General features: G+C 47.2%; 10 protein-coding genes and 2 pseudogenes. All 12 read left to right on the top strand.

Features of this window, described 5'->3' with window-relative positions; genetic code table 11:
- The first annotated feature begins 4 nt into the window (after nucleotides 1-4).
- The 12 genes and pseudogenes from pglX (at nucleotide 5) to PXC00_RS13770 (ending at nucleotide 15,511) form a co-directional block, all read left to right on the top strand.
- Nucleotides 5-3,601, top strand: coding sequence for a BREX-1 system adenine-specific DNA-methyltransferase PglX (gene pglX / locus PXC00_RS13830; protein WP_275846659.1), 3,597 nt, complete (start codon nucleotides 5-7; stop codon nucleotides 3,599-3,601).
- A 21-nt stretch (nucleotides 3,602-3,622) separates the two neighbouring features.
- The gene (locus tag PXC00_RS13825) at nucleotides 3,623-4,105 is read left to right on the top strand and encodes a DUF3990 domain-containing protein (RefSeq protein ID WP_013274275.1); all 483 of its coding nucleotides are present in this window, start codon (nucleotides 3,623-3,625) and stop codon (nucleotides 4,103-4,105) included.
- Nucleotides 4,102-4,341: a hypothetical protein gene (locus PXC00_RS13820; protein ID WP_005539002.1), complete on the top strand. Its 240-nt coding sequence runs from the start codon at nucleotides 4,102-4,104 to the stop codon at nucleotides 4,339-4,341. Before PXC00_RS13825 ends, PXC00_RS13820 begins: the two co-directional genes overlap by 4 nt.
- 3 nt (nucleotides 4,342-4,344) lie before the next feature.
- Entirely contained in the window at nucleotides 4,345-4,566 is a 222-nt protein-coding gene (locus PXC00_RS13815) for a DUF3791 domain-containing protein (RefSeq protein WP_118728543.1), read from the top strand.
- Between the two features lie 54 nt (nucleotides 4,567-4,620).
- A complete protein-coding gene (pglZ, locus tag PXC00_RS13810) occupies nucleotides 4,621-7,143 on the top strand; it encodes a BREX-1 system phosphatase PglZ type A (protein WP_275846670.1) in 2,523 nt (840 codons plus the stop codon).
- A gap of 32 nt (nucleotides 7,144-7,175) precedes the next feature.
- On the top strand, nucleotides 7,176-9,287 hold the full coding sequence (brxL, locus tag PXC00_RS13805; protein WP_456064462.1) for a protease Lon-related BREX system protein BrxL: 2,112 nt from the start codon (nucleotides 7,176-7,178) through the stop codon (nucleotides 9,285-9,287).
- A 27-nt stretch (nucleotides 9,288-9,314) separates the two neighbouring features.
- Nucleotides 9,315-9,878 carry an SLATT domain-containing protein gene (locus PXC00_RS13800; RefSeq protein ID WP_275846675.1) on the top strand — a complete coding sequence of 188 codons (564 nt, stop codon included), beginning with the start codon at nucleotides 9,315-9,317 and terminating at the stop codon, nucleotides 9,876-9,878.
- A pseudogene (locus tag PXC00_RS13790) lies at nucleotides 9,871-10,724 on the top strand (SMODS domain-containing nucleotidyltransferase). Before PXC00_RS13800 ends, PXC00_RS13790 begins: the two are co-directional and overlap by 8 nt.
- Before the next feature lie 24 nt (nucleotides 10,725-10,748).
- Complete coding sequence (locus PXC00_RS13785; protein WP_316935223.1) at nucleotides 10,749-11,693, top strand: IS5 family transposase; 945 nt, start codon at nucleotides 10,749-10,751, stop codon at nucleotides 11,691-11,693.
- A 97-nt stretch (nucleotides 11,694-11,790) separates the two neighbouring features.
- A pseudogene (locus PXC00_RS13780) lies at nucleotides 11,791-11,949 on the top strand (tyrosine-type recombinase/integrase); the annotation flags it as partial.
- 151 nt (nucleotides 11,950-12,100) lie between these two features.
- Nucleotides 12,101-13,309, top strand: coding sequence for a tyrosine-type recombinase/integrase (locus PXC00_RS13775; protein ID WP_275846979.1), 1,209 nt, complete (start codon nucleotides 12,101-12,103; stop codon nucleotides 13,307-13,309).
- A gap of 924 nt (nucleotides 13,310-14,233) precedes the next feature.
- On the top strand, nucleotides 14,234-15,511 hold the full coding sequence (locus tag PXC00_RS13770; protein WP_316935015.1) for a G5 domain-containing protein: 1,278 nt from the start codon (nucleotides 14,234-14,236) through the stop codon (nucleotides 15,509-15,511).
- Nucleotides 15,512-15,529 lie beyond the last annotated feature (18 nt).

Raw genomic sequence — 15,529 nt, 5'->3', positions numbered from 1 at the left:
CTCCATGAACAAGACAGCCATAAAGAATTTTGCGATCTGGGCGCGGAACAAGCTGATTGCAGATGTCAGCTATGATGCCCGCCTGATCGGTATTACGGAGGACGGCATTGCCAAGCCGCTGCCGCAGAGCTTCGACGGCACTCAGTTCTTTGATATCGGCACCGCAGAACCGTACTCGATTTCCGGCGAGGCCGTGCGCCAGCGTGACAAGCTGATAGAGGTTATTCAGCAGAAGGAAAAGGATACCGACTATAAAACCGCATATCAGTATGTGATCGAGGAGGTTGCCTATACATGGTTCAACCGCCTGATTGCGATCCGGTTCATGGAGGTCAACGACTATCTGCCTTCCCATATCCGGGTTCTTTCTTCCGAGAGCGGAAAGCTGGAGCCGGATCTGGTTACAACACCGTTTGACGCAGAGCTGCCCTTCACTGCGGAGGAAGAGGCTCAGATTTTCCAGTTGAAGCAGGACAACAAGCTGGACGAGGTGTTCCGCATCCTGTTCCTGAAACAGTGCAATGCCCTGAACGAGATTCTGCCTGCTCTGTTTGAAAAAACAAAGAACTACACCGAGTTGCTGCTCAGCCTGTCCGTTATTGACCAGGATGGTGTGGTCTATCATCTGATTCACGATATCCCGGAGGATGACTTCAACATCGAGCGCGGTGGTCAGGTGGAGATTATCGGCTGGCTGTACCAGTATTACAACACTGAACCGAAAGCGGCTGCATTTGCCAAGAACGGTAAGATCACCAAAGAGGAAATCCCTGCTGTAACCCAGCTGTTCACTCCGGACTGGGTCGTCCGTTACATGGTGGAGAACAGCCTTGGCCGTCTGTGGGTGGAAGGACACCCGGACTGCGGCCTGAAAGAAAACTGGAAATACTATCTGGAAGAAGCACAGCAGGAGCCGGAGGTACAGGCGAAGCTGGCTGAAATTCGCAAAGAGTACGCCGCCCTGAATCCGGAAGATATCAAGCTCATCGACCCCTGCATGGGTTCCGGACATATCCTCGTATACGCCTTTGATGTGCTGATGCAGATTTACGAGAGTGCCGGTTATAGCCAGCGTGATGCTGCAAAGAGCATTCTGGAACATAACATCTACGGTCTGGATATTGATGACCGCGCCTATCAGTTGGCGTATTTTGCCGTAATGATGAAAGCACGGCAGTACAACCGCCGTATCTTAAACGGTGAGAACACCTGCCATGTCTATGCTATTCAGGAGAGCAACAGCATTAACCGTGCGCACCTGAAGTGTTTCGGCGCAGGGATGGATGATATTGAGAAGAACGCCGCAAAGATGCAGCTGGAAGGCCTGCTGGACACCCTGACCGATGCCAAGGAATACGGCTCTATCCTGAATGTGGAGAGCTATAACTGGGATTTGCTGCGCCGGTTTGTGGCAGCGGAGGACACAGACGGTCAGATCAGCATGGACAGCGTGGGCGTGGAAGATACAGCTGAACAGCTGAATCGGCTCATTGATATTGGCGAGACGATGGCACGAAAATATTGGGTTACCTGTACGAATCCGCCCTATGCCGGAACCAGCAACCTGAGTGCAAACGTCAATAACTTTGTCAAGAAGAATTATCCAGATAGTAAGGTTGATCTGTATGCTGTTTTTATTGAACGTTGCCGCCAGATGACTGTAAACAACGGTTTTCAAGCAATGATTACGCAGCATAGCTGGATGTTCCTGTCCAGCTTTGAAAAATTGCGCGAAAAGATGATGCTAATTGAAACTATCAATATGGCACATCTGGGGGCTCGCGCCTTTGAAGAAATTGGAGGCGAGGTGGTGCAGACCACATCGTTTGTGCGCTGTGCAAACCATGTGGATGGTTATAAAGGCACTTACTGTCGCCTGATTGAGCCTACTTCTCAGCAGGGAAAAGAAGACATGTTCCTTGAAGGAAAGAATAGGTATATTACAAATCAAAATAGCTTCAGAATAATTCCTGGAGAGCCAATAGCATATTGGGCAAGCAATACAATTTTGAAGTGCTTTTTAAATAGAAAAGCTCTCGATGTAAAATATATGATGAGAGAAGGAATTCACACTGCAGATAATGAGCGTTTTTTACGGCTGTGGAGTGAAGTTAACTCGAATACGATTGTACAAAATGCAACTTCTTATAAGGACATTGACAAATATGGTCGATGGGTACCCTACAATAAAGGGGGAGCGTATAGAAAATGGTTTGGAAATAATGATTGGGTTATTGGTTTTGATTCAGTATATAGAGAGAAAATGGCGATGCTAAAAGGGCATGTTCGTCCTAGCGAGGGAATTTATTTTAGAGAAGGTGGAACATGGACAGCAGTTACTATGGGGGGATTTGGCATAAGATACTACCCTTCTGGATTTTTGTTTGATGCTGGTGGTCAAGTTGCTGTGGGCCCCAATATTATTTCCTGCATTGCCTACTTGAATTCTAAATTGTTTGGCGAAATCGCAAAGTTAACTATGCCAACAATAAATTATAAATGCGGTGTTATTAAGACATTGCCTGATTTATGTGTTGATGATAATGCGATAGTAGAAAAGGCTAAAAACAATATTGAACTTTCAAAATGCGATTGGAATGCGTTTGAAACCTCGTTGGATTTTAAGAAGCACCCATTGCTCCGGAATGTTTCCACGATTTCCGAAGCCTTTAACCAGTGGCAGACAGAATGCGATGACCGTTTTAACCAGCTGAAGGCCAACGAAGAAGAGCTGAACCGCATTTTTATTGACATTTATGGTTTGCAGGATGAGCTGACCCCAGAAGTGGAAGATAAAGATGTGACTGTGCGGAAGGCTGAGTTGCAGCGGGACATCAAGAGCTTGCTTAGCTATGCCGTGGGCTGTATGTTTGGCCGCTACTCGCTGGATGTGGAAGGATTGGCTTATGCAGGCGGCGAGTGGGATGGCAGTAAATACCAGAGCTATATTCCGGATGCCGACAATGTTATCCCCATCACCGATGAAGAATATCTGGACGATGATATCGTATCGCGCTTGTGTGCATGGCTGAAAGTGGTGTATGGTGCCGATACGCTGGAAGAGAACCTCGATTATATCGCAAAAGCACTTGGCAATAAGGGCAGCACCAGCCGGGAGATCATCCGCAACTACTTCCTGAACGATTTCTTCAAGGATCACTGCCAGACTTACTCTGTTACCGGCTCCGGCAAGCGTCCGATCTACTGGCTGTTTGACAGCGGCAAGCAGAACGGCTTCAAGGCACTGGTTTACCTGCACCACTATACGCCGGATACCATTGGCAACCTGCGTATCGACTACCTGCACAAGATGCAGCGCGTGTACGAATCCGAAATCAACCGGATGCAGGATATGATGGATCACAGCGGGAATGCCCGCGAGGTGGCAGCAGCCTCCAAGCGTAAGGATAAACTTGCCAAGCAGCTGAAGGAATGCCGGGAATATGATGAAAAGATCAGCCATCTGGCACTTTCCCGTATCGAGCTTGACCTCGATGACGGCGTAAAGGTCAACTACCGTAAGCTCCAGACTGCGCAGGACGGCAAGTTCTATGAGGTGTTGGCAGACAGTAAGAACATCATGGTGAAAGAAAAGAAATAAGAGGAACAGGAGGCGTTTGCAATGATTTTGTATCACGGAAGCAATGTTATCGTAGAACAGCCGAAACTTATCCGGCAAAATCGCTATCTGGACTTCGGTTTTGGATTTTATACCACCACCAACCGCGATCAGGCAGTGAACTTCGCTCAAAAGGTCACTGACCGCCGCAAAACAGGAGCCGCTACGCTCAATATTTATTCCGTAGAGGAAGCTGTGGCTTTCAAGGAGTGCAGCTTGCTGCGCTTTGATAGCCCAGATGAAGCATGGTTGGATTTTGTAGCCGAGAACCGTCAGGGAACCTATCAGGGAAAGCAGCATGACCTGATTTATGGTGCTGTGGCAAATGATGATGTGTACCGCACTATTACCCTGTATATGACCGGAGTGTTGGATAAGGAACAAACACTGGCGGCACTCAAGATTCGGAAATTGTTCAACCAGCTGGTGTTTGCAACTGAGAAGTCCCTGCAATACTTGCATTTTGAAGGGAGGGAGCTTGTATGAACGAAGATCAGTTCAGCGCAATGCTTGCAATCATTGTGCCGCCCATCATCGAACAGATTACAAAAAACAGCAATGTGGATGATGAAAAAGCGATATCCCGCTTTTATCAGTCCAAGCTCTATCAGGAGCTTTCGGATGAAAAATCAAAATTGTGGCACTACAGCCCGATGACGCTGTATACCATGTATCAAGATGAACTTCTGACAGGTTCCTATGATTACCCGGAGGAGGCGTGAGAGATGAGCAAAGAATCCAATTTTTTGATTTATTGCATGGAGCGGTACCGTCATTTCAAAGGGCTTTCCGGTGCGGATGTGGCGAAAACCTTTGAAGAGTATGGCATCTATGGGTATATCACAAAGTATTTTGAATCACTGCACACAATGGGGGATCATTGCATCGTGCAGGATATTGACGATTATATTAGTAGCATCACAGGCAACAACCGGATCAAGGCGTAACTGCCTGTATGATATTCCCCAAAGGGCGGAATCTATCAAGTAAAGGAAATTGATATGGCAGAATTGAACCTGAAACAAATTATAGACCGCCTGAATGCGGAATTTACCGGGGAGACCCGAAAACTGGTTTTCTGGTATGATGACAAGGCAGAATTTGCCGAGGATATGGAGACGGTGGAGCTTCAGAATGCGAAGATCTACCATCTCCAGCCGGATAACCAGTTCTATACAAAGTATTTTTTGGAGCGTGTGGATAAGACCACGAATTATCTGATCTATGCACCGTTTCCGAAGCCGGATGTAAGGGACAACCATCTGGAAGACACAATGCTGTATTCCAGACGGTTCTTTGCCGACCGTGCCTCCCTGCTGTCGGTTGACCTCGGTATTGAGGAAAGGTACAAGCCGGTTATTGAGAAGCACATTAAGTTCTTCGCCAACAAAGAGCGCACCCAACGCTTCTATGATCTGGAAATCGAAAACTTCAATGAAGAAAATATCCTTGTCGGTCTGCTGAGTGCAGTCTGCAAGGCGCGTACCTGCTCTTTTGAGGAAGTCGTGCGCATCGTGTTGACGGATGGCGAGCTGGTGGACAATGCTTTCTTGCAGGAGTTTGAAAAATACGATCTGCTGTCTGCATTCTGGCAGCTCTGTGAGCAGCATTTTGGATACACCGATACAAAACCGAGTTTGGAACGGCTGCTGGTGACGCTGTTCGTTACCTATACTGGGCGATATGTGCAGGCAGAGCTTCCGGCAGCATGGAAGAGTTTTGTCTCCTACAAGTCTGGCAATATTATCGCATTCCTCGATAGCCTGATGAACAGCGTCCTGTATCGGGACAAATACGATGCTCTGTCAGCGCACGTTGCCAAAGGGCTGAATGTTTTTTCGGCATTTGCAGGAATGCGAGTGGACGATTTGGTGGAGTGTGACACTTTCCTTGCCGTGGATCAGGTGCTGGTAAAGTGGCTCATTGGCAGACTTGTTTCGGAAGATATCGGCGCAATCGTAAACGGGCTTACCATCCCGGAACTCTGTGAAAAACGGGCTAAAATGCACTTTGGCAGAAAGACCGGGAAGACCTATCAGATGCTTTCCAGTGCATACAGCATGGTGAAGGAAGCGGATTACCATGCCGCAGATGGCTTAAAGCCAATCATCGACCGATATCTTGCTGCGGATTACAATATGGATCAGCAGTATCGGAAATTCTACTATTATTACGACCAGCAGGAGAGCACGGAAAGCTTTGAGCCGCTTCGGGAACTGGTGGAAAATATTTACACGAACGAATATCTGGCTTGCCTGCTCCCTGCCTGGAATGCCGGAATTCAGCAGGATGCCGCATTTTCTGCAATTCCGTTGCAGCGGGAGTTTTACAATGCCAACCTGCGCTATACCAAAGAACGCACCGTGGTCATCATTTCGGATGCCATGCGTTACGAGGTCGGACAGGAATTGTTTGCCCGAATGCAGGATGACCCGAAATGCACGACAAAACTTTCTGTACAACTAAGTGTCCTGCCGTCTTATACAAGGCTCGGTATGGCAGCACTTTTACCGCATAAAACACTGGAGATGACGGATGACTTCCAGGTGCTGGTAGATGGTATCCTTTGCGATAATCTGGCAGGTCGGCAGCAGGTGCTGCAAAGCTATAACCCGGATAGTGTCTGTGTACAGTTCGATGATATCAAAAATCTGAAAGTGGCAGAGCTGCGAGATGTGCTGACAAAACGTCAGATTATCTATGTATATCATAATCAGATTGACGCGCGTGGAGACAAGGCAAATACCGAGGATGAGGTGTTTAATGCGTGTGAGGAGGCCGTTCAGGAAATCATGGACTTGATTCATCGAATCTCCGTCAGCGGCAACACCTATCATTTTATCGTCACTGCCGATCATGGCTTTATTTACAAGCGTGATAAGCTGACAGAAAGTGACAAGATTTCTGGGAAAAGCGCGGAAAAAGCATTTGTTAATCGCAGATTTATTGTGTCCAAGGCGGCACTGGAAGATGACGGCATCGACCATATGAGCATGGGACGCGTTCTGGGGAATGAGGACAGCAAGGTGGTGTCCTATCCTGTCAGCAGCAATGTCTTTAAGGTGGCCGGAGGCGGTGCTAACTATGTGCATGGCGGTTCCTCACCGCAGGAAATGCTGGTACCGGTGCTGGAGTTTAAGATGGAACGTGGTCACATGGAAACAAAGAATGCAGAGATTGCTCTGGTCAGCATCGTCCATAAGATCACGAACCTGATCACTTCCATGGACTTTATCCAGTCGGATGCAGTCAGCGATACTGTGAAAGCCGCAAAATACCGCATTTTCTTCCTCTCGGAGGACAATGAGAAAATCTCGAACGAAAACAGCTATGTGGCGGACAGTCGCGAGGAAAATGCACAGAAGCGTATCTTCCGGATGCGTTTCACATTCAAGAATAAGAAATACGACAAGGACAAGCAGTATTACCTTGTGGTTTATGACGAAGAAAGCGGTCTGGAGCAGTGGAGGCAGCCTGTCATCATGGACATTGCCTTTGCAGATGACTTTGGATTCGGATTCTGATACAGAGGAGGCAGGAATTCCGTATGGAAGTGATGGATATGGCGGCAGACGATACCCGTGAAGAACTGCGCCGGAAGCTGCGCAGCAACTTTGACGGTCGGATCGTCCGCAAAGACCTGACAAAGAAAATAAAAGAAGGAGCAAATGTTCCGGTCTATGTGCTGGAGTTCCTGCTGGGTCAGTATTGTAGTTCAGACGATGAGACAATCATTGAGCAGGGCGTTCAGAATGTGAAACGCATTCTGGCAGACAATTTTGTCCGCCCGGATGAGGCTCAGAAAATTCTCTCCCAACTGCGCAAGAACGGGAGTCATACCATTATTGATATGGTGACCGTGCATCTGGACATCAAAAAGGATTGCTTTTTTGCAGAGTTCTCTAACCTTGGTCTCACCAATGTACCGATTACGGATGATTATCCGGAAAAATATGACCGGCTGCTTTGCGGCGGTATCTGGTGCATCGTGCAGCTGGAATATGAGTCTGAGGGAGACAGCAGCTTTGGAATCACGGATATAGATGGACAGCCGATTTCCTCTAAACAGAAAAAGCAGAAGGACATCTCTCCCATCAGCATCCATAAGCTGACTCCGATTCAGATGCCCCATATCGACATTGAAGAAGTTCGAGAGGGACGCAAGGCGTTCACACAGGAAGAGTGGATGGATGTTATGCTGCGTTCCTGCGGATATGAGCCGGAACAGCTGAACAATCGGGAAAAGTGGCTGCTGCTTGCGCGTATGCTGCCGTTGGTGGAGAACAACTTCAACCTCTGTGAGTTGGGGCCGCGCAGCACAGGCAAGTCCCATATCTATAAAGAAATCAGCCCGAACAGTATCCTGGTATCCGGTGGTCAGACGACCGTTGCAAATCTGTTTTACAATATGGGTCGCAAAACCGTAGGTTTGGTAGGCTTATGGGACTGCGTTGCCTTTGATGAGGTTGCCGGAATCAAGTTTAAGGACAAAGACGGCATTCAGATTATGAAGGACTATATGGCTTCCGGCTCCTTTGCCCGTGGCAAAGAGGAAAAGGCAGCATCGGCATCTATGGTCTTTGTAGGAAACATCAATCAGAGCGTGGATGTGTTGCTCAAGACTTCTTCTCTGTTTGATCCGTTCCCGCCGGAGATGGGAACGGACACCGCTTTTCTTGACCGTCTGCATTGCTACATTCCAGGCTGGGAGATTCCGAAGTTCCGTCCGGAGCATTTTACCAACGACTACGGCTTTATCACGGATTACTTGGCGGAGTTTATCCGAGAACTGCGGAAAGAACAGTATGGGGATGCGTTGGATAAGTATTTCCGCCTTGGAAAGAACCTGAACCAGCGCGATACGATTGCTGTCCGCAAGATTGTAGGCGGCTATGTGAAATTGCTGTATCCGGATGGGGAGTTCACGAAGGAACAGATTGAAGAAATTCTTGTATTTGCGCTGGAAATGCGCCGTCGTGTCAAGGAACAGCTGAAAAAGCTGGGTGGAATGGAGTTCTATGATGTGAACTTCAGCTATATCGACCTTGATACCTTTGAAGAAAAATTTGTTTCCGTGCCAGAGCAGGGCGGTGGAAAGCTCATCCCCGATGGCATCTGCAATCCGGGACAGGTATATACCGTAAGTCAGGGCAAGTCCGGTATGATCGGCGTATTCCGCCTTGAAAGCCAGATGCTGCCCGGCAACGGAAAATTTGAGCGCACTGGCCTTGGCAGCGACCGTGATTGCAAGGAATCCACGAATACGTCGTTCAATTTCCTGAAAGCAAACGGAAATCGAATCAGTGGTAGCATCAGCACCACGATGCGGGATTACATCATCAACTATCAGGATTTACAGGGCATTGGCATGACTGGAAAGCTGGCATTGCCTACATTGATTGCACTATGCAGCATTGCTCTTGGACGGCCTACGGTCAGTACACTTGCCGTGCTGGGAGAAATCAGCATCAGCGGCACGATTCTGAAAGTGGACGAGCTTGCCAATAGTTTGCAGGTGTGCCTCGATAGCGGAGCAAAGAAAGTGCTGCTTCCGATTACCAGTGCAGCAGACCTTGGCACCGTGCCGCCGGAGCTGGTGGGCAGTTTTAATCTGATTTTCTACAGCAGTGCGGAAGATGCGGTGTTTAAGGCGTTGGGGGTAGAGTAATACTAAAGGTACGGAGGAAATGCGCCAATGGAGAATAGTTCGTTGGATTACCGTAAAAAACTATATTCTCAAATACAAGAAGAATATGGGAAACTTGTATATACCTATACATGTCATTTTAAGATGGCTGATCGGTTGAGTAAGCGTAATTTTTGGATAAAATGGGGACAGATTGGGCTATCAGCAATATCGACAGGTGGCTTCTTGGGAGTGCTCATTTCAAATAAACAGATACTGTTATGGGCTGGTGGACTATGTTCGACAGCACTCCTTGCCCTAACAAGCTATCTGAAGGATAAGGATATTTCCACTGAAAAAACCGATCATATTAAGACTGCGAATAAGCTGTGGAAGGTAAGAGAAAAATATCTGTCACTTTTGACAGATTTTGACGAAATCAGTATTGAAGAGATAGTGCGCAAAAGAGATGAACTGTTGGATGGAAGTTCGGAAATCTACGGTGCTGCACCTTTAACTGATGGGGAAAGTTATGCTGCCGCCCAAGCTGCACTCAAAACAAATGAAGAGCAATTCTTTACGCAGGAGGAATTAAACAAGATGCTTCCGGCGCATTTGAGAAAAAATGAGTAAATGGGGGATGAACACATTGGGTTTGTATGTTCAAAGAAATGGAGAGGTAATATCAGCTGACAGCCGTTCTCTTATTTCAAAAAGATATTGCACTGTAACATCAGCAATGAACCGTGAGTTTTGGAATATAACAAGCGATAGACAAAATAGTATATATGTTGGCTCCTATGGAAGGGGAACTGCGATAGATACAAGTGATATTGATATTTTGATGTCCTTGCCGGAATCATATTACAACCAGTTCAACTCTGTTTTGGGAATGGTCAATCTCGTCTTCTGCAAGCAGTTAGACAGGCTATTCTTGTTCCGTATCCAAGAAGTGAAGTAAGAGCAGATGGACAGGTTGTGAAGATCAATTTTTCAGATGGAATGTTCTTTGAAATTCTGCCGGCATTCAAAAATTGGGATGGCTCATACAGATATCCAGATACAAATATGGGTGGGAATTGGCGTTCAACTAATCCGAAAGCAGAACAGGATGCCATGGAAAATAAAAATATAAGCAGTAATGGACTGCTTTTTGACACTTGCAAGCATCTACGATATGTGCGAGATAACTATTTTAGAAGCTACCATTTGTCAGGAATCGTTATTGACAGCTTCGTTTATCAAGCAATAGGAAATTGGAGATGGCTTTCCTCTGGAGAAAGTTCAACTTCAGCAGCAGGTACATACGAGAGGATTCTTTTAGATTGTTATAATCAGCATTTTATGTGGGGAGCGATGCCTCTTAGCGCACCTGGAAGTAATCAACGGGTGTCTACGGATGACAGCAGAGATTGCCTGGGTAAAGTTCTTAGGGCAACACCGCACAGAAAAAAAGCTGCAGTAAGAAGCGAGATATGATAAAATAGGTATATGGATAAGCAGATGAGTATGTCAGCTCTGTGCGATGAACTGGCACAGGTGCGTACGAAGAAAAAAGAATTTCTCGAATGGGGGAAATGGGTGGCCATGATCAAGCCGTGCTACTACAAAGGAGAGCACGGAAACAAGCCCTATGATTTGGAACTGATGCTGCGGCTGTATCTGCTGCAAAACCTATATAATCTATCCGACGAAGCAACGGTGGCTGAAACGATCGACAGTCGTGCCTTTTCGGATTTCTGCGGCGTGGAATCAAGCAATCAGGTGCCGGACGGGGATACGCTGGGAAGATTTCGTAATATTCTCATACAAAACGGTTTGCAGGAGCAGTTGTTTGCGCAGGTGGCAAATTTGCTGCAACAAAAGGGACTGCTTCTGAAAAAGGGTACCATTGTGGATTCCACCATCATAGCCGCTCCGTCCTCCACGAAAAATCAGGAGAAGCAGCGAGACCCGGATGCACATCAGGTGAAGAAGGGCAATGCGTGGCACTTTGGCTACAAGGCACATGTTGGGGTGGATAAGGATAGCGGGCTTGTTCACACGGTTGAGGTAACGGCCGCCAATGTCCATGATGTCGCCATGACCTCCAAACTGCTGACCGGAGAGGAAAGCGTTGTATACGGAGACAGCGGATATTTGGGAGCGGAAAAGCGCGAGGATGCCATTATAAAGAACAATGCTGGCAAGCGTATCCGTTACAAGTTCAATCGTCGCCCATCGCAAATCAAAAAGGGTTCCAACAGGTCGCAAGCCCAACTCAAGCGCAGAGAGCACGAAAAGTCATCGGTTCGTGCCAAAGTAGAACATGTTTTTGCCGTTGTGAAAGGTCTGTTACGGTACCGAAAGACGCGATACCGAGGTCTGCAAAAGCAGACCGCCAAACTGAATATGATGTTTGCGTTGGCGAATCTGATTCTGGCTGACAGGCCCGGCCTGGCAGTCTGATTGCGTTTGCCTTCGCAGATATAATTGGGAGAGTTCCTCGCTGTTTGCCGCCTTTGGCAGATGGCGTGGATTTTTTATGCCATTGTGCGGTGTCGCCCTAATTCACGCATCGGTTGATCCTAAAACAGTTCAGTATCTTGCCGGTCATGAGAACAGCAAGATAACGATGGACATTTATGCAAAGGCAAAGTATAACCGACCGGATGAACTGGCGGGCATATTAGAGGATACCTTTACACTGTGGGATGCAGAATAGGCCAGACAGTTTCATGAATGAGATCAAAAAGAGTAGGGATAATCCCTGCTCTTTTTACATATAGCGACATCCTTGAGAACCAGAGCAGCATTCTGGATAATTAAAGAGCAAAGGTCAATTTGGATATATCAAGAAAATGGAGGAAGCAATAATGGCAAGAAAAAAAGTAGTGCCGGAATATGGAACAATTATGAAGAGGGGCGTTCAATATTACAGAACACGAATGCAGAATGCGGATGGAAAATGGATTTCGCTATATGCACAGACTCCTGAAGAGCTGTACGATAAATCCGTTGAGATGAAGCGCAGTATTGAGGATGAAATATTCCGGAAGAATAATCCGACAGTAGCTGAGTATTGCGAAAAATGGTTGAAGATGCGCTCGGCGAGTGTGCGAGAAAACACATTGAGCGGATATGAGCGCACGATAAGAAAATACATTATTGGAGCTATTGGAGATATGTATATGGACGAAGTGACGACCGATGACCTTCGCTTGCTGCTGGTTCCAATCTCCAAGCAATCAGCTTCCCTGTACAGCAAAATGAATATGCTGATCAAATGTGTTTTCTATTCAGCAGAAGAAAGCAAAATCATCAGTTATAATCCGGCTGCGTCGCTTTCTGCAAAAGGCGGAACACCAAAGCAGGAAAAGAAGGCATTGACGGATGAGCAGGTGAAAATTCTTCTGGATACAATCAGGGGATTACCACCGTATGTTTTTGTAATGATTGGGTTGTACGCAGGGTTGCGGCGGGAAGAAATTCTTGCACTGCGATGGGATTGTGTTTTCCTGGATGGTGACACACCATATATTTCGGTACGGCGAGCATGGCGTTCTGTGAACAATCGTCCAGTGATTTCAACAGAATTAAAAACGCCAGCAGCTAAAAGGGACATTCCTATTCCGGGCAAGCTGGTGGAATGTTTGAAAGAGGCAAAAGAAAAGTCAAAATCGGAATATGTGATCTCGGACAGGAATGGTAATGCTTTGGCTGAATCCCAGTTCGTGAGGGTATGGAAGTACATAGCAGTTCGTTCTACGGAAGAACGCTGCTATTACACCTATGTGAATGGGCAGAAGATTAAGCATGTTGTAAAGCCGAAACTTGGTGAGCATCAGCCGAACAATCCGAAGTTGGTATATACGATGGATTTTCAAGTGACACCGCATCAATTGCGTCACACCTATATCACGAACCTGATTTATGCTTCGGCTGATCCTAAAACCGTACAGTATCTTGCCGGACACGAAAACAGCAAGGTGACTATGGACATTTACGCCAAAGTCAAGTATAATAAACCTGCCCAATTACATGGGGTGATTAACAGAGCAATCGACACATCAAAAAAAGATTAGGGTTAAAATCCGACAAAAGCCCACAAAATTGTGGGTTTAAGAACTGGTGGACGAAGAGCAAAAGGATCGAAAAACCGCGTAATATCAAGCAAATTCGAGCTTCGGTTTCGTGAAGTACGGTCTCAAAGCCGCACGTCGTGCACCGCAGTTCTCGAAGCGTTAATTTCTGCTTTAAAAAATTGGAAAGACTCCGAAAGCGTTTGCTTTTCGGGGTCTTTTTTTGGCTGGTTTTGTTGGCAACCACAGCTTTTTCTTATCTATATATATAGAAAAGAAAAAAGCATGGCTTGCTTTTTCAGCAGAGTAAAAACAGTGGTGTTTAGAAAGTTATTCACATTTCTCAACAGCTAATAGTGGAAAACTGATGACTATTTTTATTGAAAAGAGATAAGAAACATCTTATAAATCTGATTATATAGGCAAAAATAATAATAAAAATTTTCAAAATACCGGTTATTCAGAGAGCTTCCAACAGCGAAAACAGCAGAATCTGCTTTTTCGGTGCGGCAGCCGTCCGGCAGCAAAAAGCAGCGACGGAATGCAGTACTGTCGTAGGGATATACATAAATTTGCAAAATTAGTGTATAAATATAGATTGAAAAAGATGAAAATGCAGCTTCTGAAAACGAAAATATTACCATCCTCCACTCCTGCCAAATTTTTTGATGATTTTCGTCCTCCTTTCACACAGACAAGGCTAAAACTGGTTTTAAAGTGGGAGGAAACGTTTATGTAATCTTTGTAACAAGTTTGTAATTGTTCAGATTCTTACATAATGCACAGAAAAACACGGTGCGCACACACCAGTGCCCCCCGTAAATGCAGGCTTGGTTCTCCGTTTCCGCAGGTTTCTTTGCAATGCTGTTGTGCATAATGCCTAAAATTATGCGGCTTGAAAATTTGACACGAGCAGATTGAACAGGTATGATGCAAGCGTCAAAGCAAAACCGCCGCAGAATAGTCGCAGCGCTTCGCACAACCAACCACAGAATGCACATAGAGAGTCAGGTGAACCAGATGCATATGACAGGCAAAACGTTGATCGTATTGGGTGCTGTTTTTACAGTGGGACTGGGCACAGCCAGTACGGTGATTGCAACCACGCAGAACGCGGTCGTAACCAAAAACGGCGAAACCCAAAAGCTTTATATGCTGACGAGCGATGACACCAGTGACATCTTGAAGTCGGCCGGTGTCCGCGCCGGGCACGGTGACCTGGTTTTGCGCTCTACCAATGCGCAGGGCAGTATCGAGGTAAATGTGCGCACCGCTTACCCGGTGGATGTTCTCGCAGATGGCAGCACAAAGCAGGTGACCGCGCACTTCGGCGATACCGTGCGCGACGTTCTGCAGGAGGCAGGCGTTGCGCTGGGGCCGGTGGATACCGTGAATGTGCCCCTGGACCAGCCGGTGACAGAGAACACAAAGCTGCGCATCTGCCGTAATCATATCGTCACGGTTAAAGCGGACGGCGTTTCCACACAGGTGGTGGCGGCAACCGATACACCGGCACAGCAGGCGGTGCAGCGGGCGGGTGTCACGCTGAGCAAAGAGGACGAATTGGCAGAGGGTACAGATCAGACGATAACAGTGAACCGTGTGACGTATAAAGACGAGGTGCTTTCCGAAACCATTCCGTTTGAAACAGTTACCGAAGAGGATGACGGTTTGCTCGTTGGGGAAAGCCAGGTTAAGGCTGCGGGTACCAACGGCAGCAAAAAAGTCGTGCGCCGTACAAAGTTTGTCAATGGCAAAGCAGCCAGCACAAGCGTGGTTTCGACGGAGGTCGTAAAAAATGCGGTTGACCGTGTTGTGGTGAAGGGCACGAAGGAGCGGCCGCAGGAAGCGGAAGAAAGTCGGTCTGCGGAAAGCAGCAGCGCATCTTCCCAGCAGTCTGCCAACGGCCTTTCTTACAGCAGGGTGCTGACCGGCAAATGTACCGCCTATACCGGCGGCGGCGTGACGGCAACCGGTGTTTCCGCCGCGGTTGGCCGTGTGGCGGTAGACCCGAACGAAATCCCCTATGGCACGCGTCTTTACATTGCCTCGCCGGATGGCAGCTATGTTTACGGATACGCGGTCGCTGCGGATACCGGCGGATTCGTTTACAGCAGCTCGACAATGGCGGATCTGTACATGGACACCCAGGCGGAATGTGAAAACTTCGGCCGCCGCACCATGAATATCTACATTTTGGATTGATATTTTTTTCCGCCCGCC

Source organism: Caproicibacterium argilliputei (genome assembly GCF_029211325.2).
Lineage (GTDB): Bacteria > Bacillota > Clostridia > Oscillospirales > Acutalibacteraceae > Caproicibacterium > Caproicibacterium argilliputei.
Note: the sequence above shows the minus strand (reverse complement) of the source record. Positions and strands in the feature narration are given on the sequence as shown.